The organism is Citrobacter sp. RHB36-C18, assembly GCF_013814485.1.
Classification (GTDB): domain Bacteria; phylum Pseudomonadota; class Gammaproteobacteria; order Enterobacterales; family Enterobacteriaceae; genus Citrobacter; species Citrobacter braakii.
On record NZ_CP057125.1, the window covers coordinates 122534 to 145868 of the forward strand.

General features: G+C 54.2%; 22 protein-coding genes. 11 read left to right on the plus strand and 11 right to left on the minus strand.

The genetic code is table 11. From position 1 onward, the window contains the following. Positions 1-3: 3 nt before the first annotated feature. A complete protein-coding gene (gene envC, locus HVZ52_RS00580) occupies positions 4-1263 on the minus strand; it encodes a murein hydrolase activator EnvC (RefSeq protein ID WP_231390992.1) in 1260 nt (419 codons plus the stop codon). Between the two features lie 33 nt (positions 1264-1296). Beyond that, a complete protein-coding gene (gpmM, locus tag HVZ52_RS00585) occupies positions 1297-2841 on the minus strand; it encodes a 2,3-bisphosphoglycerate-independent phosphoglycerate mutase (protein ID WP_047501311.1) in 1545 nt (514 codons plus the stop codon). A gap of 247 nt (positions 2842-3088) precedes the next feature. On the opposite strand from gpmM, the gene HVZ52_RS00590 reads away from it, so the two are divergent. The 5 genes from HVZ52_RS00590 (at position 3089) to cysE (ending at position 6255) form a co-directional block, all read left to right on the plus strand. Further along, on the plus strand, positions 3089-3520 hold the full coding sequence (locus HVZ52_RS00590; protein WP_005120473.1) for a rhodanese-like domain-containing protein: 432 nt from the start codon (positions 3089-3091) through the stop codon (positions 3518-3520). Between the two features lie 51 nt (positions 3521-3571). Continuing rightward, positions 3572-3823, plus strand: a complete 252-nt coding sequence (gene grxC / locus HVZ52_RS00595; protein WP_003024152.1) for a glutaredoxin 3 — start codon at positions 3572-3574, stop codon at positions 3821-3823. Positions 3824-3869: 46 nt separating this feature from the next. After that, the gene (secB, locus tag HVZ52_RS00600) at positions 3870-4337 is read left to right on the plus strand and encodes a protein-export chaperone SecB (RefSeq protein ID WP_003024155.1); all 468 of its coding nucleotides are present in this window, start codon (positions 3870-3872) and stop codon (positions 4335-4337) included. Further along, positions 4337-5356, plus strand: a complete 1020-nt coding sequence (gene gpsA / locus HVZ52_RS00605; protein ID WP_016154966.1) for an NAD(P)H-dependent glycerol-3-phosphate dehydrogenase — start codon at positions 4337-4339, stop codon at positions 5354-5356. Before secB ends, gpsA begins: the two co-directional genes overlap by 1 nt. A 77-nt stretch (positions 5357-5433) precedes the next feature. Next, the gene (gene cysE / locus HVZ52_RS00610) at positions 5434-6255 is read left to right on the plus strand and encodes a serine O-acetyltransferase (RefSeq protein WP_016154965.1); all 822 of its coding nucleotides are present in this window, start codon (positions 5434-5436) and stop codon (positions 6253-6255) included. Positions 6256-6436: 181 nt separating this feature from the next. On the opposite strand, the gene trmL is transcribed toward cysE, so the two are convergent. The 6 genes from trmL to HVZ52_RS00640 all read right to left on the minus strand — a co-directional run bounded on the left by trmL (position 6437) and on the right by HVZ52_RS00640 (position 12732). Continuing rightward, positions 6437-6910, minus strand: a complete 474-nt coding sequence (gene trmL / locus HVZ52_RS00615; protein ID WP_016157744.1) for a tRNA (uridine(34)/cytosine(34)/5-carboxymethylaminomethyluridine(34)-2'-O)-methyltransferase TrmL — start codon at positions 6908-6910, stop codon at positions 6437-6439. Between the two features lie 46 nt (positions 6911-6956). After that, entirely contained in the window at positions 6957-8297 is a 1341-nt protein-coding gene (locus HVZ52_RS00620) for an aromatic acid/H+ symport family MFS transporter (RefSeq protein ID WP_047415818.1), read from the minus strand. A gap of 195 nt (positions 8298-8492) precedes the next feature. Next, positions 8493-9683, minus strand: coding sequence for an FMN-dependent L-lactate dehydrogenase LldD (lldD, locus tag HVZ52_RS00625; protein ID WP_016154962.1), 1191 nt, complete (start codon positions 9681-9683; stop codon positions 8493-8495). After that, positions 9680-10456, minus strand: coding sequence for a transcriptional regulator LldR (gene lldR / locus HVZ52_RS00630; RefSeq protein ID WP_003024170.1), 777 nt, complete (start codon positions 10454-10456; stop codon positions 9680-9682). The genes lldD and lldR overlap by 4 nt, the downstream gene beginning before the upstream one ends. Beyond that, positions 10453-12108 carry an L-lactate permease gene (gene lldP / locus HVZ52_RS00635; protein ID WP_016154960.1) on the minus strand — a complete coding sequence of 552 codons (1656 nt, stop codon included), beginning with the start codon at positions 12106-12108 and terminating at the stop codon, positions 10453-10455. The genes lldR and lldP overlap by 4 nt, the downstream gene beginning before the upstream one ends. A gap of 261 nt (positions 12109-12369) precedes the next feature. Beyond that, positions 12370-12732: a YibL family ribosome-associated protein gene (locus tag HVZ52_RS00640; RefSeq protein ID WP_016154959.1), complete on the minus strand. Its 363-nt coding sequence runs from the start codon at positions 12730-12732 to the stop codon at positions 12370-12372. A gap of 292 nt (positions 12733-13024) precedes the next feature. Here HVZ52_RS00640 and HVZ52_RS00645 point away from each other — a divergent pair, with 292 nt between their 5' ends. Then, positions 13025-13231, plus strand: a complete 207-nt coding sequence (locus HVZ52_RS00645; RefSeq protein WP_016154958.1) for a hypothetical protein — start codon at positions 13025-13027, stop codon at positions 13229-13231. A 12-nt stretch (positions 13232-13243) separates the two neighbouring features. Here HVZ52_RS00645 and mtlR read toward each other — a convergent pair whose 3' ends face one another. The 3 genes from mtlR to mtlA form a co-directional block, all read right to left on the minus strand. After that, the gene (mtlR, locus tag HVZ52_RS00650; protein ID WP_016157742.1) at positions 13244-13834 is read right to left on the minus strand and encodes a mannitol operon repressor MtlR; all 591 of its coding nucleotides are present in this window, start codon (positions 13832-13834) and stop codon (positions 13244-13246) included. Beyond that, on the minus strand, positions 13831-14979 hold the full coding sequence (gene mtlD, locus HVZ52_RS00655) for a mannitol-1-phosphate 5-dehydrogenase (protein ID WP_181598753.1): 1149 nt from the start codon (positions 14977-14979) through the stop codon (positions 13831-13833). Before mtlD ends, mtlR begins: the two co-directional genes overlap by 4 nt. Before the next feature lie 220 nt (positions 14980-15199). Further along, entirely contained in the window at positions 15200-17116 is a 1917-nt protein-coding gene (gene mtlA, locus HVZ52_RS00660) for a PTS mannitol transporter subunit IICBA (RefSeq protein WP_016154956.1), read from the minus strand. Positions 17117-17649: 533 nt separating this feature from the next. On the opposite strand from mtlA, the gene HVZ52_RS00665 reads away from it, so the two are divergent. The 5 genes from HVZ52_RS00665 to selB all read left to right on the plus strand — a co-directional run bounded on the left by HVZ52_RS00665 (position 17650) and on the right by selB (position 23161). Further along, the gene (locus HVZ52_RS00665) at positions 17650-18012 is read left to right on the plus strand and encodes a DUF3302 domain-containing protein (protein ID WP_016154955.1); all 363 of its coding nucleotides are present in this window, start codon (positions 17650-17652) and stop codon (positions 18010-18012) included. 2 nt (positions 18013-18014) lie between these two features. Next, positions 18015-19151, plus strand: coding sequence for an HlyD family secretion protein (locus HVZ52_RS00670; protein ID WP_016157740.1), 1137 nt, complete (start codon positions 18015-18017; stop codon positions 19149-19151). 70 nt (positions 19152-19221) lie between these two features. Beyond that, positions 19222-19830, plus strand: a complete 609-nt coding sequence (locus tag HVZ52_RS00675; RefSeq protein WP_016157739.1) for a glutathione S-transferase — start codon at positions 19222-19224, stop codon at positions 19828-19830. Between the two features lie 98 nt (positions 19831-19928). Continuing rightward, entirely contained in the window at positions 19929-21320 is a 1392-nt protein-coding gene (gene selA / locus HVZ52_RS00680) for an L-seryl-tRNA(Sec) selenium transferase (protein WP_016154951.1), read from the plus strand. After that, positions 21317-23161 (plus strand): selenocysteine-specific translation elongation factor, encoded by a 1845-nt coding sequence (selB, locus tag HVZ52_RS00685; RefSeq protein ID WP_016157738.1) that lies wholly within the window; start codon positions 21317-21319, stop codon positions 23159-23161. Before selA ends, selB begins: the two co-directional genes overlap by 4 nt. Positions 23162-23335: the final 174 nt, after the last annotated feature.

Genomic DNA, 23335 nt, shown 5'->3' on the forward strand with positions numbered 1-23335 from the left:
AACTTATCTTCCCAACCACGGCTGTGGATTGACCGCCTGACCCTGGCGACGAATTTCGAAATAGAGTGCCGGCCTGCCCTGTCCGCCGCTGCTACCCACAAGTGCAATAGGCTGCCCGGCGCGAACCTGCGTACCGACGCTGACCAGCGCGCTCTGGTTATAACCGTAAAGGCTCATATCGCCTTTACCGTGCTCAACGACGACCACCAGACCGTAGCCTTGCAACCAGTCCGCCAGAATGACGCGACCATCGGCAATGGCTTTAACTTCGGTGCCTTCGGATGCGCCAATAACCATCCCCTTCCAACGTAGCTCACCTTGCAACTGTTCGCCATAACGATGTAGCGTTGGGCCACGAACGGGCCAGAATGCCTGGCCGCGTGGGGAACCTAAACCGCCGGTACGGGACATCAGTGATTTTTCGCTTTCGGTTGGCTTGTAGGTTGAGCCTTTCCGTGACGCATCCTTCTGTTTGTCACGTACGGCCTGCGCCTCGCGAGCTTCACGTTCCGCACGTGCTTTGGCTGCGGCTTCGGCACGAGCAATGCTGTTGCGCAGGCGTGATTCGTTGGCGCGCATTTCGCCCAGTTGCTGCTGACCCTGCTGAATCGATGACTCCAGACCCGAGAGCGTCTTCTTGCGTTCATTACGCGCCTGCTCCAGCTTAGCCTGCTGAGCGCGCTGTTCGTACAGCAACGTCTGCTGTTCGCTCTGCTTATCTTCCAGCTCGGCTTTTTGCGAGTCGACCTCTTCGCGGGTTTGTTTCAACTGCGCGATGGTTTCCTGCCGCGCCTGGTTCAGATAGCCGAAATAGGCCTGCAGGCGTTGCCCGCGCTGGCTCTCTTCCCCGCTCAGAATGAGCTGAATACCGGTGTGTTCGCCCTGGCGAAACGCTGCGTCAAGTTGGGCTGCCAGGCTACGCTCTTGCGCAGCCCGCTGTTTTTCCAGCTTCGCGAGGGCGGCATTCATCTCTGTGATTTGTGCATTCAGCTGCGCCAGCGAGTTTTGCGTTTCGCGTAGTTGCCTGGCGGCAACGGCGATGGCTTGTTCCTGAGCTTTAAGTTGAGCGAGGAGAGTGGAGCGTTGTTGTTGTTGTTGGCGTACCGCGCGTTCTTTTGCCGCGATATCAGCTTGAATAGATTTGAGCTGATCGCGCTCGTCCGCGTGGGCGGAAAAGGCGCACAGCAATACGCCAGCGCTAAGCGCGCTGGCGTAGAACAAGGGCCTGACTGAAAGCTTTCGCAGTTTCACGGCCCAAGTGATGGTATTAATCGCCTTTCCCCTCATGGGGAGGGATTATTCCACGATGAACAGCGGCTTACCAGTCATCTCTTGCGGGATTTCCATACCCATCAGCGTCAGCATCGTCGGGGCGATATCAGAAAGTTTGCCGCCTTCAACTGCTTTGACGTTTTTACCACCGACATAAATCAGCGGAACGGGCAGGTTGGTGTGTGCTGTATGCGCCTGACCGGTGGACGGATCGCGCATTTGCTCTGCGTTACCGTGGTCCGCGGTGATCAGCAGTTGGCCGCCAACGGATTCAACCGCTTTAGTCACCTGCTCAACGCAGTGATCCAGCGCTTCAACCGCTTTAACCGCAGCTTCCATCACCCCGGTGTGACCAACCATGTCGCCGTTCGGGTAGTTACAAATGATGGTGTCGTATTTTCCGCTCTGAATCGCAGCAACCAGCTTCTCGGTCAGCTCAGCAGAGCTCATTTCCGGCTGCAGATCGTAGGTCGCGACTTTCGGCGAATTGATCAGGATGCGATCTTCGCCTTTGAACGGCTCTTCTACGCCGCCGTTAAAGAAGAAGGTCACGTGGGCATATTTTTCAGTTTCGGAAATACGCAACTGCGTTTTGTCATTCTTCGCCATCCACTCGCCAAGGGTGTTGGCCAGAGACGCTGGTGGGTAAGCAACAGCCGTTTTGATGTCGGCTGCGTATTCGGTCAGCATCACAAAGTTGAGGTTAACGACTTTCTTACGGGTGAAGCCGTCGAAGTCAGCGTTAACAAACGCACGGGTGATTTCACGCGCACGGTCAGCACGGAAGTTCATGAAAATCAGCGTATCGCCGTCTTCCATGGCGGCTTCAGCCTGGCCTTCAGCACGGATCACGGTCGCTTTCACGAATTCGTCGTTTTCGTCGCGGGCATAAGCAGCCTGCAGGCCTTCAACAGCCGTAGCGAACTGGAACTCGCCTTTTGCCAGCGTCATCAGGTCATAAGCCTGTTCAACGCGATCCCAACGGTTGTCGCGGTCCATGGCGTAGTAACGACCGATGATGGACGCTACGCGGCCTTTGCCCAGCGCGGCAAATTTCTCTTCGAATTTCTGCAGCGAATGTTCAGCGCTGCGCGGCGGGGTATCACGGCCATCAAGGAAAGCGTGCAGATAGATTTTCTCAGCACCGCGTTCAGCTGCCATTTCGACCATCGCCATGATGTGATCTTCGTGGCTGTGAACGCCGCCAGCAGAGAGCAGGCCCATGATATGAACCGCTTTGCCGCTATTTTTTGCCTGGTCGACCGCATCGGTCAGCACTGGGTTAGCGAAGAAAGTCCGTTCTTTAATTTCAACATCCAGACGGGTCAGGTCCTGATACACGATGCGGCCCGCGCCCAGGTTGACGTGACCCACTTCGGAGTTGCCCATCTGGCGATCGGGCAGGCCGACTTCCAGGCCAGAGGCATCAATCAGGGTATGCGGACGTTTTGCCCACAGAGCATCCATTACCGGGGTTTTGGCATTAAAGATGGCGTTATCCTGGCTGTCTTCACGATAGCCATAGCCATCCAGAATCACCAGTACCATAGGTTTTTTAGAAACCGACATTGCGACAACCTCACACTCAATAGACAAAAATAATTGCGTAATTTTACTACAGCTGAATCGATAAAATAGCCCCAGAAGATCAAATAATCGACCAGAGCGTGTCGCAGAGGGCGCGGATTTACGTTTTTTTTTCCGTAGCGCCCCGCAAAAATGCAATCCAATGCACGCTCTGGCTGTATTTGCGCCAACGCGCAGGTATACTCCTTTCCTGGTTTTTTAATCACTAAGTCGGGAGTTGTTACCCCCCATGCAAGAAATTATGCAATTTGTTAGTCGCCACCCTGTATTGAGTATCGCCTGGATTGCGTTACTGGCGGCTGTATTATTTACCACGTTTAAGAGCCTGACTTCGAAAGTGAAGGTAATTACGCGCGGAGAAGCCACTCGTCTTATCAACAAAGAAGATGCGGTGATTGTGGATTTACGTCAGCGCGACGACTTCCGCAAAGGCCATATCGCGGGCTCCACTAACCTGCTGCCGAGCGAAATCAAAGCCAACAATTTTGGCGAGCTGGAAAAACACAAAAACAAACCTGTTATTGTGGTTGATGGCTCTGGTATGCAGTGCCAGGATTCAGCAACTGCGCTGATTAAAGCCGGTTTTGAGCAGGTATCTGTACTGAAAGACGGCGTAGCGGGCTGGAGTGGCGAGAATCTGCCACTGGTTCGCGGCAAGTAATTTACCCGTCTTCTTTCATGCCTCAGGGTAAAAGAACACTGGAGATAAGTCATGGCCAATATTGAGATCTATACCAAAGCGACCTGCCCGTTTTGCCATCGCGCAAAGGCGCTGTTGAACAGCAAGGGTGTGAGTTTCCAGGAACTTCCGATTGACGGCGATGCCGTGAAGCGTGAAGAGATGATCAAGCGCAGTGGCCGTACAACGGTTCCGCAGATTTTTATTGATGCACAGCACATTGGTGGTTGTGACGACTTGTATGCGTTGGATGCACGTGGTGGACTGGATCCACTGCTGCGTTAAGGCGTACCGAAGTATTTAAAGGACAACACTAAAGGGTTTTCTCAACATGTCAGAACAAAATAACACTGAAATGGCTTTCCAGATCCAACGTATTTATACCAAGGATGTGTCTTTCGAAGCGCCAAATGCACCACATGTTTTCCAGAAAGATTGGCAGCCAGAGGTTAAACTGGATCTTGATACCGCATCTACCCAACTGGCAGATGATGTGTATGAAGTAGTGCTGCGTGTCACCGTAACGGCATCTCTGGGTGAAGAAACTGCGTTCCTGTGTGAAGTTCAGCAGGGCGGTATTTTCTCCATCAGTGGTATTGAAGGGACTCAGATGGCGCATTGCCTTGGTGCATACTGCCCGAACATTCTGTTCCCGTATGCCCGCGAATGCATCACCAGCCTGGTTTCCCGCGGTACATTCCCGCAACTGAACCTTGCGCCGGTCAACTTTGATGCGCTGTTCATGAACTATTTACAGCAGCAGGCTGGCGAAGGTACTGAAGAACATCAGGATGCCTGATGAACCAAAGTAATGCTTCAATGACTGTGATTGGTGCCGGCTCGTACGGCACCGCTCTTGCCATCACCCTGGCAAGAAATGGCCATCAGGTTGTCCTGTGGGGCCATGATCCGAAACATATCGCGACCCTCGAGCACGATCGCTGCAACGTCGCGTTCCTCCCTGATGTGCCTTTTCCCGAAACGCTGCGCCTGGAAAGTGATTTAGCCACTGCGCTGGCCGCCAGTCGTAATATTCTGGTGGTGGTGCCTAGCCACGTCTTTGGCGAAGTGCTGCGCAACATCAAACCGCTGATGCGTCCTGACGCGCGTCTGGTCTGGGCGACAAAAGGTCTGGAAGCGGAAACGGGACGCCTGCTGCAGGACGTCGCGCGTGAAGCGCTGGGGAATTCTATTCCACTGGCGGTTATCTCCGGTCCGACGTTCGCCAAAGAGCTGGCGGCGGGCATGCCGACGGCGATTTCTCTGGCCTCGACGGACGACACCTTTGCTGACGATCTCCAGCAGTTGCTGCACTGCGGCAAGAGCTTCCGCGTTTACAGCAATCCGGATTTCATTGGCGTGCAGCTTGGCGGCGCGGTGAAAAACGTCATTGCGATTGGCGCGGGGATGTCTGACGGCATCGGTTTCGGCGCGAATGCGCGAACCGCATTGATCACCCGTGGACTGACCGAAATGTCTCGTCTTGGCGCGGCGCTGGGTGCCGATCCTGCCACCTTTATGGGGATGGCGGGTTTAGGCGATCTGGTGCTGACCTGTACCGACAACCAGTCGCGTAACCGTCGTTTTGGCATGATGCTCGGCCAGGGGATGGACGTGCAGGGGGCGCAGGACAAGATTGGTCAGGTGGTTGAAGGCTACCGCAATACGAAAGAAGTTCGTGAATTGGCGCACCGTTTTGGTGTTGAGATGCCAATAACCGAGGAAATTTATCAAGTATTGTATTGCGGAAAAAACGCGCGCGAGGCAGCATTGACGTTATTAGGCCGTGCACGCAGGGACGAGCTGAGTCGCCACTAGCTGTAAGGAACTGTTGAATATAACGACCCGACCCGCGAAGAACGGGTCGGTCGTTTTGCTACCTTCTGGAGTACGCAATGCCGTGTGAAGAACTGGATATCGTCTGGAAAAACATTAAAGCGGAAGCCCGGGCACTGGCGGAATGTGAGCCAATGCTGGCCAGTTTTTATCACGCAACGTTGCTCAAGCATGAAAACCTCGGCAGTGCGCTGAGCTATATGCTGGCGAATAAACTCGCTTCTCCGATCATGCCCGCCATTGCCATTCGCGAAGTCGTGGAAGAGGCCTACGCGGCCGATCCTGAAATGATTGCCTCAGCGGCCTGTGATATTCAGGCGGTACGCACGCGTGATCCGGCTGTCGATAAATATTCCACCCCACTTCTGTATCTGAAGGGCTTTCATGCGCTTCAGGCCTACCGTATCGGTCACTGGCTGTGGCATCAGGGGCGTCAGGCGCTGGCGATCTTCCTGCAAAATCAGGTGTCCGTTAGCTTCCAGGTAGACATTCACCCGGCGGCAAAAATTGGCCGTGGGATTATGCTCGATCACGCCACTGGTATTGTGGTCGGTGAAACTGCCGTGATTGAAAACGACGTCTCTATTTTGCAATCCGTCACGCTGGGCGGGACCGGTAAAGCTGGCGGTGACCGTCATCCGAAAATTCGTGAAGGCGTGATGATTGGCGCGGGAGCAAAAATTCTCGGCAACATTGAAGTCGGGCGCGGCGCGAAGATTGGCGCAGGTTCCGTCGTTTTACAGCCGGTACCCCCGCATACCACTGCAGCAGGCGTTCCGGCACGCATCGTCGGCAAGCCTGACAGCGATAAGCCGTCCATGGATATGGATCAGCATTTCAACGGGATACATCATACTTTTGAGTATGGAGATGGTATCTGATTTCGAGCTATCTTACCTGGCAGATTGAACCTGAGCTGTGCTCATCATCCTCACGTATTGCGTGTACGCTCCGGTGACTGTGCGCAGTCCGTGTTCAATCTGTCTGCGCCGATAACGCTCGAAATGAATTTCATCAAATTAATGTAGGTCGGATCAGGCGCTAGCCGCTATCCAACAATCATCAGCTACGCAGTACCGCGCCCGGATACCCTAGCTGGCGCCAGGCCTCATACACCACCACCGACACCGCATTTGACAGGTTCATGCTGCGACTGTCTGGCATCATCGGAATACGAATTTTTTGTTCGGCCGGCAGCGCGTCAAGGATGCTGGCTGGCAGACCGCGTGTTTCCGGACCAAACATCAGATAATCCCCGTCCTGATAGCATACCGCGCTATGCGCTGGCGTACCTTTGGTGGTCAGAGCAAACAGGCGCTGCGGATGTTCTGCGGCGACGAAGGCGGCGTAATCAGGGTGGCGTAGCACGGCGGTAAATTCATGGTAATCCAGCCCCGCGCGACGCAGGCGCTTGTCGTCCCAGGTAAAGCCCATTGGCTCTATAATATGCAGACGAAAGCCGGTGTTGGCGCAAAGACGGATAATATTGCCGGTATTTGGCGGGATTTCTGGTTCGAATAAAACGATGTTAAGCATACTGCCCCCTTGATAACGGGGGGCAGAATAGCAGAAAGAGCGGGTACTATGCGACGGTCAGCGCGTGCGGTTTATAGCGCTGCAGCTTGTAAATTGTCGCGGCAGCAGCGACCAGGGCCGGAAGGCTGAGGAACATTAAGATACTGTCTGCCTGCCATTGCAGGGAAAGCAACTGGGCGCTCATCATCGTTCCGGCTACGCCGCCGAAGCGGCCCACGCCCTGCATCCAGGCAATGCCCGTCGCACGGCAGTGGGTTGGATAAAACGTGGCGGCCAGCGTCTGCAGCCCGGACTGCGCGCCGTTCATGGTAATCCCCATCAGGAAGATCAGTGCGCCGAACAAGATGATGTGGTTATGTTCAAACCCGAGAGCGAGGGCAAACAGCATCGTCAGAATAAAGCCGAGTGAGACCACTTTATGGGCTTCCCAGCGGTCCATTAACCAACCGGCCAGCAGGATCCCCGCCGTACCGCCAAAGGTAAACAGCGATGTCAGCCAGGCGGATTCGGCCAGCGGATAGCCCATTCCCAGCATCAGCGTTGGCATCCAGCTCAGCAGCACGTAATAGATAACCAGCCCCATAAAGTAGGTCATCCAGAGCATCAGCGTACCCGGCAGCCAGGGCATACTAAATAACTGTGCCACGCTGCTTTTTTTGACCGTGATACGGTCTTCATCCAGATAAAACTGGGTAACCTGTTCCAGACTTCCCGACATAAAGCGTTGAGCAATGCGTTTAATCTGTGCAACCCCTTTACCGCGGTGAACCAGATACTTAACCGACTCTGGCAGGAACAGCACCAACAGTGCGGTGAGGACCAGCGGGGCGATCGCACCAGCAAGCAGAACACTGTGCCAGCCGTAGTTGGGGATCAGCCAGGAGGAGATCACGCCGCCGCCCGCAGCCCCTAACGGAAAGCCACAGTACATGGTGTTAATCGCCATTGAACGACAGCGTTTCGGGGCGAATTCTGACACCAGGGTGATGGCATTGGGCATTGCCGCGCCAAGCCCAAGCCCGGTGAGAAAGCGCCAAAACGTGAGCATATTCAGCGTCTGGGCATAGGCGGTTCCCAGACTGGCGAGGCCAAAGAACAGACAGGAAAAGACCAGGACGCGCTTACGACCCATACGATCGGAAATCGGTCCGGCCAGCAGGGCACCAAATGAGAGGCCCAATAGCGCGGCGCTTAACACCGGTCCGAGATCTTGTTTCTTGATGCCCCAGTCGGCTGAAAGCGTGGGGGCAATATAGCCCATCGCCGCCGTATCGAAGCCGTCAATGGCTAAAACCAGAAAACCCAGGACAATAATGACCCAGTGGAAGCGCGAAAAAGCACTGTCATCTATCGCCTGCTGGATATTCACTTTTCCGGAATAAGCCATGTCACCCTCGCCCGTTATGATGGTTGTTATATGTATAAAATGCTGTTGTATTAGCTTGTCTATACATTTGGCAGGTGGATAAAAAGTTGTCAAATATATTGGTTGTAAATGTTAACTAGTCGTTATTTTTGGATAAAAAATGGTCGGGCTGAAAACAGACCGACCATTCAGAAAATGGGGTTTACGGGGATGTTGTTACGCTGCGCTACCCTGGACCAGAGGTGCCAGCGCGGCAGGCAGGCTCTTACCCAGTTCCTGTACCAGCGAATCACGGCTGATTTCGCTAATCGACTTCGCACCGGTCAGGGTCATCGCCACCTTCATCTCTTTCTCGATCAGGTTCAGCAGATTCGCCACACCGGCCTGGCCGTGGGTCGCCAGCGCGTACAGATAAGCACGCCCCAGCAGCACGCTATCCGCGCCCAGCGCTATCATGCGTACAACGTCCAGACCATTGCGGATCCCGCTATCAGCCAGAATGGTGATATCGCCTTTCACCGCATCGGCAATGGCGGGCAGCGCACGAGCTGAAGACAGCACGCCATCTAACTGACGGCCACCGTGGTTAGAGACAACGATGCCATCCGCGCCAAAGCGTACGGCGTCGCGGGCATCTTCAGGATCGAGGATCCCTTTGATCACCATCGGACCATCCCAGAATTCACGGATCCACTCGAGGTCTTTCCAGGAAATCGACGGATCGAAGTTATTCGCCAGCCAGCCGATGTAATCTTCAAGGCCGGTGGGTTTGCCCAGATAAGTCGAAATATTGCCTAAATCATGCGGGCGACCGTTCAGACCAACGTCCCATGCCCACTGTGGATGAGTGACTGCTTGCCAGTAGCGACGCAGTGCCGCATTTGGGCCGCTCATACCGGAATGGGCATCACGGTAGCGTGCGCCAGGCGTTGGCATATCGACGGTAAAGACCAGCGTGGAGCAACCCGCCGCTTTGGCGCGCTCCAGTGCGTTACGCATAAAACCGCGATCGCGCAGAACATACAGCTGGAACCACATCGGACGCTTGATGGTCGGGGCGACTTCTTCAATCGGACATACGGACACTGTGGAAAGCGTAAACGGAATGCCTTTGGCATCAGCGGCGGCGGCGGCCTGAACCTCGCCCCGGCGTGCGTACATGCCGCACAAACCGACAGGCGCGAGGGCTACCGGCATGGAGAGTGTTTCGTTGAACAGCTTGGTTTCCAGGCTCAGGTCAGACATATTCTTCAGTACGCGCTGGCGCAGCGCCACCTCTGACAGGTCTGCCACGTTACGGCGCAAGGTGTGCTCGGCATACGCCCCGCCGTCAATATAGTGGAACAAGAAGGGGGGCAGGATGCGCTGGGCTGCGGCGCGATAGTCGCTGGCTGCTGAAATAATCATGTGTTGTTCTCCCTGCTATTCTCACCAGGATCACCGGGCAGGCGAGTAATACGCGCCTGCCGGGCCTGATCTTCATCAAATCGTTTAATTGTGGTGTGGACAAAACTGAGGTGCGCCATCATGGCCTTACGCGCCCCGTCGGCATCCCCGGCAACAATGGCGTCCAGCACGGCCTGATGCTGCGCCGTCAGTTGAGAAAATACGGGCGGTACCAGGTACATACGTTGGCGGCTCTGTTTTACCGAAGACTGCAGGACGTCGAAGAAACCGCGCATGGTCTGCAACAGCACCACGTTGTGCGAGGCTTCCGCAATGGCGAGATGAAAGCGAACGTCAGCCTGCGAGGCGAGATCCGGATCTTCGCTTTGCGTGGCCTCGAAACAGAGCCTGATTTTCTCTTTATCCGCGGCGGTGGCCCGCATGGCTGCGTGCCAGGCGGTACTGGCTTCGATGGCGTGGCGGGCCTCCAGAATATCGAAACTGTAATCAGGATCGTCCGCCAGTAGGGTTTTCAGCGGCTGAACGATGTTTTGTTCAGACCAGGCCTCATGCTGCCAGCGGATAAACGTCCCGCCGCCACGACGGCTAATCAGTACGCCTTCACTGACCAGCTTTGCTAACGCCTCGCGCAGCGAGTTACGCGATACGCCGAGCTGTACGGCCAGTTGGCGCTCAGCGGGCAACTTCATGCCCGCCTCCAGCTGTTGTTCTTCAATCAGCGCCCGCACACGAGATGCGACTTCGTCTGACAGGCGTCTGGGCATCACTATCATGGAATCATCCAGGTTAAGACATAGGCCTGCAGCGTGGTAATCACACCCACCATGCAGGTGAAAATCAGGCTGTGTTTCACGGTAAAGCGGAACAGGTCAGACTCTTTCCCCACTAATCCCACTGCCGCACAGGCAATAGCGATAGATTGCGGCGAGATCATCTTGCCGGTCACGCCGCCGGTGGTATTTGCCGCAACCATCAGCACATCCGAAACGCCGATTTGCTGAGCAGCCGTAGCCTGCAGGGCGGCAAACAGTGCGTTTGATGAGGTGTCGGACCCGGTCAGAAATACCCCCAGCCAGCCGAGAAACGGTGAGAAGAAGGTAAACGCGCTGCCGGTGTGTGCCAGGGCCAACGCCAGGGTTGATGAAAGCCCGGAGTAGTTTGAGATAAACGCGAATGCCAGCACCATTCCGATGGAGTAAATAGGTAATGCCAGATCTTTCAGCGTGCTGCCAAAAGTCTGCAGCGCTGCGGACGGCTTCATCTTCAACCAGACGATAGACAGCAGGGCGGCAAACAAAATCGCGGTACCGGTTGCGGAGAACCAGTCAAATTTATACACCGCCGCGTAGGCTGTGGCTTCGTGTACGACCGGCGGCATACGGGCAACCAGCTTATCGAGGTACGGAACCGGAATATTGACCACCCAGTGGTACATCGCGCCGCCAGGCGCAAACAGCGCTTTAAACGGCGGTACGCTCCACAGCGTGACGGTGGCGGTCAGGAACAGGAACGGAGACCAGGCGCGGACCACCTGTCCAGCGGTATAGTGGGTGCGAGCCAGCGTCTGATCGACCTGTGAAGCGCCCATATCGCCAAAGCGGAAGATGCGTACTGGCTGCCAGCGTTTCAGGAACAGCGTCAGGCAGACCAGCGAAACCAGAGACGAGATAATGTCCGGCAGTTCCGGCCCGATAAAGTTAGAGCTGAGGTACTGCGCGATAGCAAACGAGCCGCCAGCGACCATCACCGCAGGCCAGGTCTCTTTTACGCCGCGCCAGCCATCCATAATCGCCATAATCCAGAACAACACGATAATGGTCAGGAACGGTAACTGACGGCCCACCATCTGACCAATCTCGAAGCTATCCAGCCCGGTAACCTGACCGGCAACCAGAATCGGAATGCCCATTGCGCCAAAAGCGACCGGAGCGGTGTTTACGATCAGACACAAACCTGCCGCGTACAGAGGATTAAAGCCCAGACCAACCAGCAGTGCGGCGGTAATCGCTACCGGAGCGCCAAATCCTGCCGCCCCTTCGAGGAATGCCCCAAAGGAGAAACCGACAATCAGCATTTGCAGACGTTGGTCCGGGGTAATCGAGAGTATTGAGGAGCGGATGATGTCGAACTGCCCGGTTTTCACCGAGATTTTATAGACGAATACCGCGGCGATAATGATCCAGGCAATTGGCCACAAACCATAGAAGAAGCCGTATACCACGGAAGCCAGAGCGTGATCGACCGGCATTTTGTAAAACAGCAGGGCGACCGTCAGAGCGATCACCACCGTCCATGACGCCGCAACATAGCCTTTCAGCTTGAGCTTAATCAGGGCGAAGAAAAAGAACAGGATAGGGAGCGATGCGATCAGACTGGAAAGCCAGATGTTACCGGCCGGGTCGTAGTTCTGTTGCCAGAGATTCATTGCAGGTCTCCTGGGGGCCGCCGACATAATGGAATGAGTCTGTGCTCATCTCCTGGTCACATTATGTGTAAAAGTGGCCCTGCCAATATTGTTGTGTAGGGGTAATGACAATGAATGGTTAATCAAATGTTATTTATTGGCAACGGTATTGTTCGCACATTTTAATGAAATGTGAGGTGCTGGTAGGATCTGGCTGAAATTGGTAGGGCCAATTGCGAGGGAAGGGAAGGACCGGGCAAGCGAATGTTGCCCGGTGGGAGATCAGAACTCGCTCTTCGCGAAGCCCGTCATCTCTTTCAGGCCCATTTCACGGCCAAGCTCGGTCATCGGGTGAACGACGATCAGGCCGCGCACGCTCTTCTTCAGCTTGCCCATGTCGGCCTGTTCTTTTTTGGTGATCGCACGACGGAAAGGAAGTTTCGCCAGCTTTTGCGCTTCTTTGCTCAGCTTCTGGCCGTGGACGTCACGCAGACGCGCGATCTCGGTTTCCAGCGTTTCTTTCTCTTGCTCCAGCTCGGCATATTTGTCGGCGGCTTCAACCAGGGACAGGTCTGCCTGCTGGTGGCGGATAGCGTCCAGACGATCGCTCAGGCGTTTAATTTCGTTTTTTTCGACTTCTTTCATAGGATAGCTTCTGATAAAAATAGGATGAATATCCTATAGTATGCGCGCAGAGCGGGATTATTCACAACTAATCGAAGATAAATAATCAAATGTTGCAAGTATTATTCAGCTAATGAAAATACTAATATTTTGATTAATATGGAATTTTAAGTGATAAGGTCGGCCGTGGTGCTTTTTATTGACGGGTTCATAGTGAAGCACGTTTTCCTCAATATAATCGCCCAACCGATCCTAAACTTAAATGAGCAACCGCGCAGGCTGAGCGCGGTTAATACATGGAGGAGGGAAGATTATGGCGAAAATAGGTGAGAACGTTTCGGCCCTTATTGATAAGACGGTCGATTTTATGGCTTCAAGCCAGGCTTTTCGCGAATATCTGAATAAAACACCACCGCGCAACGTTGTCCCTACTGAAATACCGCAGGAGAATGCGCAGTTGTATCTGCAACGTCTGGCGTATTATCGGCAGCTGTATCGACCGCAGCAGGAAGAGAAGTAAGCCTGCAGGGTCTTATTTTTGAAAGGCTTTTTTTAAGCTGATTTTAGAAATCAGCTCGGTCAGGGAAAGTACCATCGTGGAGCGTACCATCTGCTGGTAGCGCTGAATCTGCATTGCGTGCAAACCTGAGTCTGAGGTATCAAACTGCGGTGGCGGCGGGAGTGCCGTCACGCAGTGGAGTTCGCCAAACGGGCCAAGAATTTCGTCGTCGGTGAACGCGTATTCATTACCGTCATGGTTTAACTCTTCCCGCAGCGCCATCAGAAGCTCCGCATCTTCATACTCCGGCCGGCTGAGTACGCCCAGACCGTAAATTAGCTTCAGACGAACGGAAAGATCGCCCAGCGGACCGTCGCCGTCGAGTAGGGGTTCTACGGCATATTTTACCGCATAGTCGTCTTTGCGAAATACCTGAAGCACAAGGATATCCACCGCTTCGGTGAGCAGTTCTACGGCGGTGATGAGGAAGCTGCGTACGGTTTTGCCAGCATTCAGACGCTCAAGCACACGATTTTCAAAGGCCTGCGTTTGTTCCATTATTGCCTGCATATCTGACAATCTGTCATTTGGGCGCAGGCTGACCTGCGCCACATTCTCTATCATTTGGTTGCGTTATATGCGTTAACCGCCTCCGCCACCACATCACTGTTGGCATCCAGACCGGAAACCTGTGCCAGCGCGGCCTGTGGACCTTTTTCGTCAATCAGCGCGGCCAGTTCCTGGGCCTGCGGATCTTCTTCACTGCGATAGTGCATCGCTGCAGCAATACCGGTGACCAGATTCGCGTGCGGCAGGCCATACTCCAGCGTGCCCAGCAGCGGTTTAATCAGACGATCGCCCGCGCTCAGTTTACGCAGCGGCTGACGACCCACGCGCTCAACGTCATCTTTCAGATACGGGTTTTCAAAGCGACCGAGGATTTTCTGAATGTATGCCGCATGTTTTGCTGCATCAAAGCCATAGCGTTTGATCAGTACCGCGCCGCTCTCTTCCATCGCACCTTTTACCACTGCACGGATTTTCTCGTCGAGAATCGCGTCACGGATGGTCTGATGACCGGTCAATTTTCCGAGGTACGCGGTTATAGCATGCCCGGTGTTCAGCGTGAAGAGTTTACGTTCGACAAATGCCATCAGGTTATCAGTTAATTCCATTCCCGGGATGTTAGGCAGTTCGCCTTTGAACTGTGTTTTGTCGACAATCCACTCACTGAAGGTTTCGACGGTGACTTCCAGCGGATCGTTGGTCGCAGAAGCCGAAGGGGGAACAATGCGGTCCACGGCGGAATCGACGAAGCCAACATGTTCTTCAACCCAGGATTTGTCTTCATCTGCCAGCGCGTTCATAACGTGGCCTTTCAACTGGGTGGTTCCGCGCACCATGTTTTCACAGGCGATAATATTCAGCGGAGTGGCGATGCCCTGCGCCTTGCGTTTAACCAGCCCTTTGGCGATGGCCGGAGCGATACGCTCAAGCACGACCGGGCCGACGGCGGTAGTGATTAAATCTACGTGGGTAATCAGGTCGACAACATCATCGCCGATGCTGCTCACGGCGTTGACGCCGGAAATGGTATCAACCTGCTCGTTTTCACCCACCACATGAACCTGATAGCTATGACGGGCATTCAGGGCATCGAGCACGACCTGGTTTACATCCGCGAACGTCAGTTGTATCCCCGCGTCCGCCAGCAGTTTGCCGATAAAGCCACGACCGATATTACCTGCGCCAAAATGTAATGCTTTCATAGTATTAACCTTCATTAATGTTTTTACCCAAGAGGGCTGGGGTGAGGCGTTTCCCTCAACCTAACCCTCTCCACAAGGGAGAGGATATCGCCTTCATATTTCGAACTGCAGATGCGTTGGCTCTCCTCGCTCACCCCAGTCACGTACTTATGTACGCTCCTGGGGATTCGCTGCGTTGCCGCCTTTCTGCAGCTCGAACTATTTTGGAGATACTTAATGGTTAAGCTTTTTTACCAGCCAGCAGTTCCAGAACTTCATCCACGCTGGTGGTATGGGCCAGACGTTCGATCACGGATTCGTCATCCAGAGCGTTGGTCAGGCTGGTGATCACCTGGATATGTTCATTGTTACGTGCGGCGATACCAATGACCAGGCGGGCAATATCGTCTTCTTCTTCACCGAAGCGCACGCCTTCCGGGTACTGGCAGAACACCACGCCGGTTTTCAGTACGCGGTCTTTGGCTTCAACCGTACCGTGCGGCACTGCGATGGACTCACCGAGGTAAGTCGGGGTTAGTTTTTCGCGGTCCAGCATTGCCTCGACGTATTCTGGCTCAACGTAGCCGCCTTTCACCAGTTGCTCACCGGCAAAGCGAATCGCTTCTTCTTTGTTAGTGGCTTTACGGCCGAGGAAGATATTCTCCGCACCCAGTTTGAACAGGTGGGTATCACCCTCTTCAAAGCTGTCTTTCAAGTGATCGCGGACTTTCTCTTCGTTCACGTTGTGGCGCTGTGCTGCAACCAGACGTTCGGTCAGGCTGGCGTACAGGCCGCTGTCGAGGAAGTTGGTCAGCGAAATGTGCTGCGCCTGAGGCACCTGGCGCATCGCACGTTCGGTCAGGTCACGGTGAGTAATGACCAGATCGACATCCGGCGGCAGATTGTTAATCGCGCTGTTGGTGACGGAAATCTGAGACAGACCGGCATCCTGCACTTTCTTGCGCAGTACGCCCGCCCCCATGGCGCTGGAGCCCATACCCGCATCGCAGGCAACGATGATTTTACGCACATGGCTCAGGTCGTTAGTCACGTCGCCAGCCGCCAGCGGAGATGCACCTTTGGATTCCGCTTTCATGTCGTGCATACGACGAGTTGCGGCATCAATGTCATCATCTTCTTTCACTTTGCTGGTTTTCAGCAGAATGGCTGAGACGACAAAGGAGACAGCCATTGCGGCACAGATAGCAGCGATGTTCGCGAAGTAAGCACCCTTCGGCGTCATTGCCAGTACGGCCAGGATAGAACCCGGAGAAGCCGGAGAAACCAGGCCGCCGTTCAGGATAGTCAGGGTAAATACGCCAGTCATACCGCCGAGGATAACGGCCAGGATCAGACGCGGGTTCATCAGCACGTACGGGAAGTAAATTTCGTGGATACCACCCAGGAAGTGGATGATAGCCGCGCCGCCTGCGGACTGCTTAGCGCTGCCGCGACCGAAGAACATGTATGCCAGCAGAACGCCCATACCCGGACCCGGGTTAGCTTCAATCAGGAAGAAGATGGATTTGCCCATCTCGTGGGACTGCTGAATACCCAGCGGTGAGAAAATACCGTGGTTGATGGCGTTGTTGAGGAACAGGATTTTCGCCGGTTCAACGAAGATAGACGCCAGCGGCAGCATGTCATGGACAACCATGAAGTTAACGCCTGCCGCCAGGATTTTGGACAGTGCTTCAACCAATGGGCCAATGCCAAGAAATGCCAGAATGGCGAGGATCATCCCGATGATGCCTGCGGAGAAGTTATTCACCAGCATCTCAAAACCGGACTTGATCTTACCGTCTACCCAGTTGTCGAAATGTTTGATAGCCCAGCCGCCCAGCGGACCTGCGATCATCGCGCCGAGGAACATTGGCATATCGGCACCGACGATAACGCCCATGGTGGTGATAGCACCCACCACGCCGCCACGCTCGCCGCCAACCAGCTTACCACCGGTATAACCGATCAGCAGCGGCAGCAGATAGGTGATCATTGGGCCGACAAGCTTCGCCAGCGTTTCGTTCGGCAACCACCCTGTCGGAATGAATAATGCGGTGATAATACCCCACGCGATAAACGCGCCGATATTTGGCATCACCATGTTACTGAGGAATCGACCAAAGCTTTGCACTTTGATCTTAATATCGGATGACATAAAAACACCCCTTCTTATGTTTGCTGTCGCGCAGGCTAAAAGCCCGAGGTTTGTTAATGTAGCGGCAGGAGGTAGCCGGACCCTGTAGATACTGCGAAATCTGGCACTGAATCGTTCAACTGTCCAGTCGACGGCTTTTTATGTGACGTTTGTCACGTAAATATAGGGTGTATGGCGTTAGTTAATGTGATTTTCATCACAAAATATCGGTACAAAAAAACATCACAGGTCAAGAATTGGCTAAAAATGGGCGTTAAGTGTGAAGTTGTTCACGTTTTTGCTTTGGCTGTTTGTTGGATATTTGTGATCTACTTCGCAATAAATATTTGTCTGGATTTCTCCTGGTGTGATCTGGAGTGGATTCTGTTTCATCACCTATTTCTTGCAACTACCCCGCAAGCCATCAACCTGAAAATTTATACCCTGGTGGTATGGCGGAAATGACTAACTGCAATTATGTTCAAATTACCAGCCATGACTCCTTTCGGCTGCCTGCAATTGAAAGCTCTGATTAGCGTGAATACGAGGCGGGTATGTTTCTAAACTATTTCGCGTTAGGTGTGCTGATCTTCGTTTTTCTGGTTCTGTTTTACGGAATCATCGCCATCCATGATATTCCCTATAACATGGCTAAGAAGCGCAACCATCCCCATGCAGATGCCATCCATACGGCGGGTTGGGTTAGCTTATTTACGCTGCATGTTATTTGGCCCTTCCTGTGGATCTGGGCCACGCTCTATCAGCCAGAACGAGGCTGGGGAATGCAGTCACACATCACGCCGTCCGGGAAGGAACCTGACCCTGAAATTGCCGCGCTGGCCGCGCGCATCACCCAGTTGGAAAATAGACTGGATGGGGAGAAAAAAAACGATAACTCCACCTTTCCGGAGATTTGATCATGGACTTGTTGATTGTCCTGACCTATGTGGCATTCGCCTGGGCCATTTTTAAAATATTCCGTATTCCGGTAAATCAATGGACGCTTGCTACCGCCGCATTAGGTGGGGTGTTTATTGTGGCGGGACTCATTTTATTAATGAACTATAACCACCCTTATACCTTTACGGCGCAAAAGGCGGTTATTTCAATTCCTGTTACCCCACAGGTCACCGGAATTGTTAGTGAGGTGACAGATAAAAATAATCAGCTGATTAAAAAAGGCGAGGTGTTATTTAAACTCGATCCCGTTCGTTATCAGGCGCGGGTCGACAGGCTACAGGCCGACCTGGTGACCGCTACACACAACATCGACAATATGAAAGCGCAGCTGTCTGAAGCCGTAGCCAATACCACCCGCGTTTCCGCTGAACGAGATCGCCTGTATAAAGATTATCAACGCTATTTGAAGGGCAGTCAGGCGAAGGTTAATCCATTCTCTGAAAGCGACATCGACAATGCCCGGCAAAACTACCTGGCGCAGGATGCGCTGGTCAAAGGCTCTGTTGCTGAACAGACGCAGATTCAGAGCCAGTTAGACAGTATGGTCAATGGAGAGCAATCTCAGGTTGCGTCTCTGCGCGCCCAACTCGCTGAAGCCAAATACAATCTTGAACAGACTATCGTACGTGCGCCCAGCAACGGTTATGTAACACAGGTGCTTATCCGGCCCGGGACCTATGCCGCCGCGCTGCCTCTGCGCCCGGTGATGGTATTTATTCCGGAACAAAAACGGCAAATCGTGGCGCAATTCCGCCAGAATTCGTTGCTGCGCCTTAAACCGGGTGATGAAGCGGAAGTGGTCTTCAACGCGCTGCCAGGCCAGGTATTCTCCGGCAAGCTCACCAGCATTCTGCCGGTTGTTCCGGGCGGTTCTTATCAGGCGCAGGGAGCATTACAGTCCTTAACGGTGGTGCCGGGTACCGATGGCGTGCTGGCCACGATTGAGCTGGCTCCCAATGCCGATGTGGATGCGCTGCCGGACGGTATCTATGCCCAGGTGGCGGTCTATTCCGACCATTTCGCTCACGTTTCAGTGATGCGTAAAGTGCTGCTGCGCATGACCAGTTGGATGCATTACCTTTATTTGGATCATTGAGACCGTCATCACCTGCCATTTGCACTGACCTGAGCCATACTGATATTTTTGTTGGCAAAAAGGACCCGGCATGAAACTCATTGGCAGCTATACCAGCCCTTTTGTGCGTAAAATTTCTATTCTGTTACTGGAAAAGGGCATCACCTTCGAATTTGTGAATGAACTCCCCTATAACGCAGATAGCGGCGTGGCACGCTATAACCCGTTAGGAAAAGTGCCCGCGTTGGTTACCGATGAGGGCGAGTACTGGTTTGACTCTCCGATCATCGCGGAATACATAGAACTGCTGGATATTGCGCCAGCGATGCTGCCGCGTGAACCACTGGCGGCGCTGAAGGTACGCCAGTTGGAAGCGCTGGCCGATGGCATTATGGATGCCGGTTTAGTCTCAGTACGCGAACAGGCTCGCCCCGCCGCGCAGCAGTCAGAAACCGAACTGTTACGCCAGCGAGAGAAGATTACCCGTAGTCTGGATATGCTGGAAGGTTATCTGGCGGAGGGTACGCTGAAAACGGATACGGTTAACCTGGCAACCATTGCGATTGCCTGTGCCGTCGGTTATCTCAATTTCCGTCGGGTTGCGCCAGGCTGGTGTGTTGATCGCCCGCGTCTGGTCAAACTGGTGGAAACGCTCTTTCAACGCGAAAGTTTTGCCCGTACGGAACCGCCAAAGGCTTGATACACATTATACTCGCCTGAGCAAAGTCACGGTACAATCCTTCCTATATCGATATCCCTCTCCACGGTGGAGAGGGCCACCAACAGCCAGGCCCTTTCATGACAACCGACATGCGTTCACTCTACAGCCAGCTTCCTGCTATCGATCGTTTATTGCGCGATAGCGCCTTCCCAGCTTTACGTGAGTCTCACGGTCATACCCGGGTGGTTGACCTGCTGCGTCACATGCTCGACGAAGCCAGAGAAGCTATTCGCGATACGCACGCGCTCCCGGCATGGTGTGAGGACTGGGCGCAAGAGGCCTGCGCCCGGCTGGAACGAGAATCGCAAAGTGCGCTGCGTCCGGTAATTAACCTTACCGGAACGGTGCTGCATACCAATCTTGGGCGCGCATCGCAGGCCGAAGAAGCGATCGAGGCTGTGGTGCAGGCGATGCGCACGCCAGTGACGCTGGAATACAGCCTGGATGATGCCGGGCGTGGACATCGGGATCGGGCCCTGGCGGATTTACTCTGCCGTCTGACGGGGGCGGAAGACGCCTGTATCGTCAATAACAACGCGGCCGCGGTTTTGCTGATGCTGGCGGCCACAGCTAACGGCAAAGAGGTGGTCGTTTCACGCGGAGAACTGGTAGAAATTGGCGGCGCGTTTCGTATTCCTGACGTGATGTGTCAGGCCGGATGTATTCTGCGCGAAGTGGGTACCACCAACCGGACCCACACGAAAGATTATCGTCAGGCGGTAAATGAAAACACCGGTCTGCTGATGAAAGTGCATACCAGTAATTACAGTATCGAAGGCTTTACGAAGTCGGTGGATGAGGCAGAGCTGGCCACTATTGGCAAGGAGCTGGATGTTCCGGTAGTGGCGGATCTCGGCAGCGGCTCGCTGGTTGATCTCAGCCAGTATGGATTACCGCAGGAGCCGATGCCGCAACAGCTGATTGCCGCAGGCGTCAGCCTGGTGAGCTTCTCTGGCGATAAATTACTGGGAGGGCCGCAGGCAGGGATTATTGTCGGTAAAAAAGAGATGATCGCGCGCTTACAGAGCCATCCGCTGAAACGTGCATTACGGGCTGATAAAATGACGCTGGCTGCGCTGGAAGCGACGTTGCGGCTTTACCTGCACCCGGAAGCACTGGCAGCGAAGTTGCCGACGTTACGCCAGCTCACCCGCTCGCAGGAGGCTGTCCACGCGCAGGCACAACAATTACAGGCACGGCTTGCTGATCATTACGGCGACGAATTCGCCCTGAACGTTATGCCTTGTTTATCGCAGATAGGCAGCGGTTCGCTACCTGTTGATAGGCTGCCCAGCGCGGCATTAACCTTTACTCCACATGACGGGCGCGGTAGCCGCCTCGAAGCACTGGCCGCCCGTTGGCGTGCGCTGCCCGTGCCGATCATTGGGCGAATTTATGATGGTCGCTTATGGCTGGATCTGCGTTGCCTTGAGGACGAGACCCGGTTTATGGAGATGATGCTGAAATGATTATTGCAACCGCCGGACACGTTGACCACGGAAAAACAACGTTATTACAGGCGATTACCGGCGTGAATGCCGACCGTTTGCCGGAAGAAAAAAAGCGCGGCATGACCATCGATCTCGGTTATGCCTACTGGCCGCAGCCGGACGGAAGGATTCTGGGATTTATCGATGTGCCCGGACACGAAAAGTTTTTGTCCAACATGCTGGCGGGTGTCGGCGGGATCGACCATGCGCTGCTGGTGGTGGCGTGTGATGACGGCGTGATGGCGCAAACGCGTGAGCATTTGCAAATTCTGCAACTGACGGGCAACCCGCAGATCACCGTGGCGCTCACGAAAGCCGATCGCGTGGATGACGATCGCATCAACGCGGTACGTACTGAGGTGCATACTGCGCTTGAAAACTATGGATTCGCCGATGCGGTTCTGTTCGTGACGGCTGCCAGTGAAGGTCGTGGAATCGAAGAACTGCGCGATCATTTACAGCAATTAACGTCGCGCGAGCATGCCCGCGATTGCAGCTTTCGCCTGGCGATTGACCGTGCCTTTACGGTCAAAGGCGCGGGTCTGGTGGTGACCGGGACGGCGCTTAGCGGTGAGGTGACTGTTGGTGACACGCTGTGGCTCACGGGCGTCAACAAACCGATGCGCGTACGTAGCTTGCATGCGCAAAATCAGGCCACCGATCGCGCGCAGGCGGGGCAACGTATTGCGCTGAATATTGCCGGTGATGCACAAAAAGAAGAGCTTAACCGCGGCGACTGGCTGCTGTCCGATGCACCGCCAGAGGCGTTTACCCGCGTGATTGTCTCTTTAGAGCATGCCGCGCCGCTGATGCAGTGGCAACCGCTGCATATTCACCACGCGGCCAGCCATGTCACCGGGAGAATCTCGCTGCTTGAAGGGACGCTGGCGGAACTGGTGTTTGATACACCGCTCTGGCTCGCCGATAACGACCGTCTGGTGCTACGCGATATTTCGGCCCGCACGACGCTGGCTGGCGCGCGCGTGGTAACGCTCAATCCGCCGCGTCGCGGGAAGCGTAAGCCGGAATATTTGCAGTGGCTGGCAGCGCTGGAGAAGGTACAGAGTGACGGCGAAGCTCTGGCGCTGCATCTGACGCGCGGGGCGGTGAATATTCCTGACTTCGCCTGGGCGCGTCAGCTCAACGGCAACGGTATGCGTCCGTTGATTGAGCTGCATGGCTTTATTCAGGCGGGATACAGTCTGTTGAATGCTGCCGTTGCAGCGCGCTGGCAGCGGAAAGTCCTTGATACGCTGGCAACGTACCACGAGCAGCACCGTGATGAACCAGGACCTGGGCGAGAACGCCTGCGCCGTATGGCTTTGCCGATGGAAGACGAAGCGTTGGTCCTGCTGCTGATTGAAAAGATGCGTGAGAGCGGCGCCATCCATAGCCATCATGGCTGGCTGCATTTGCCGGATCATAAGGCCGGTTTCAGCGAAGAGCAGCAGGCTATCTGGCAAAAAGCAGAACCGCTTTTTGGCGATGAGCCGTGGTGGGTGCGCGATTTGGCAAAACAGACGGGCACAGATGAGCAGATGATGCGTGTGGCGTTACGACAAGCAGCGCAGCAGGGCATCATCACCGCGATCGTCAAAGATCGCTATTACCGTAACGATCGGATTGTGGCCTTTGCCAATATGATCCGCGAACTGGATCAGGAGAAAGGATCGACCTGTGCTGCCGATTTCCGCGACAGGCTTAACGTTGGACGCAAATTGGCTATCCAGATTCTGGAATATTTTGACCGCATTGGTTTTACGCGTCGCCGGGGAAATGATCATTTATTACGCGATGCTTTGTTGTTTCCCGAAAAGTAATGAAACAATTAATTCAGGAATTAAATGAATTAATACAAAATAAATATTGATTGAAATAAGCACATTAGATTATGAACCTAATGTGCTTTTTAATTGTGGGTGTTATTAAAATAACAACCACGATCATATTTTGTTGGATATTTCACTCGTATGCTTCCTGACTCTTTAGAGTAA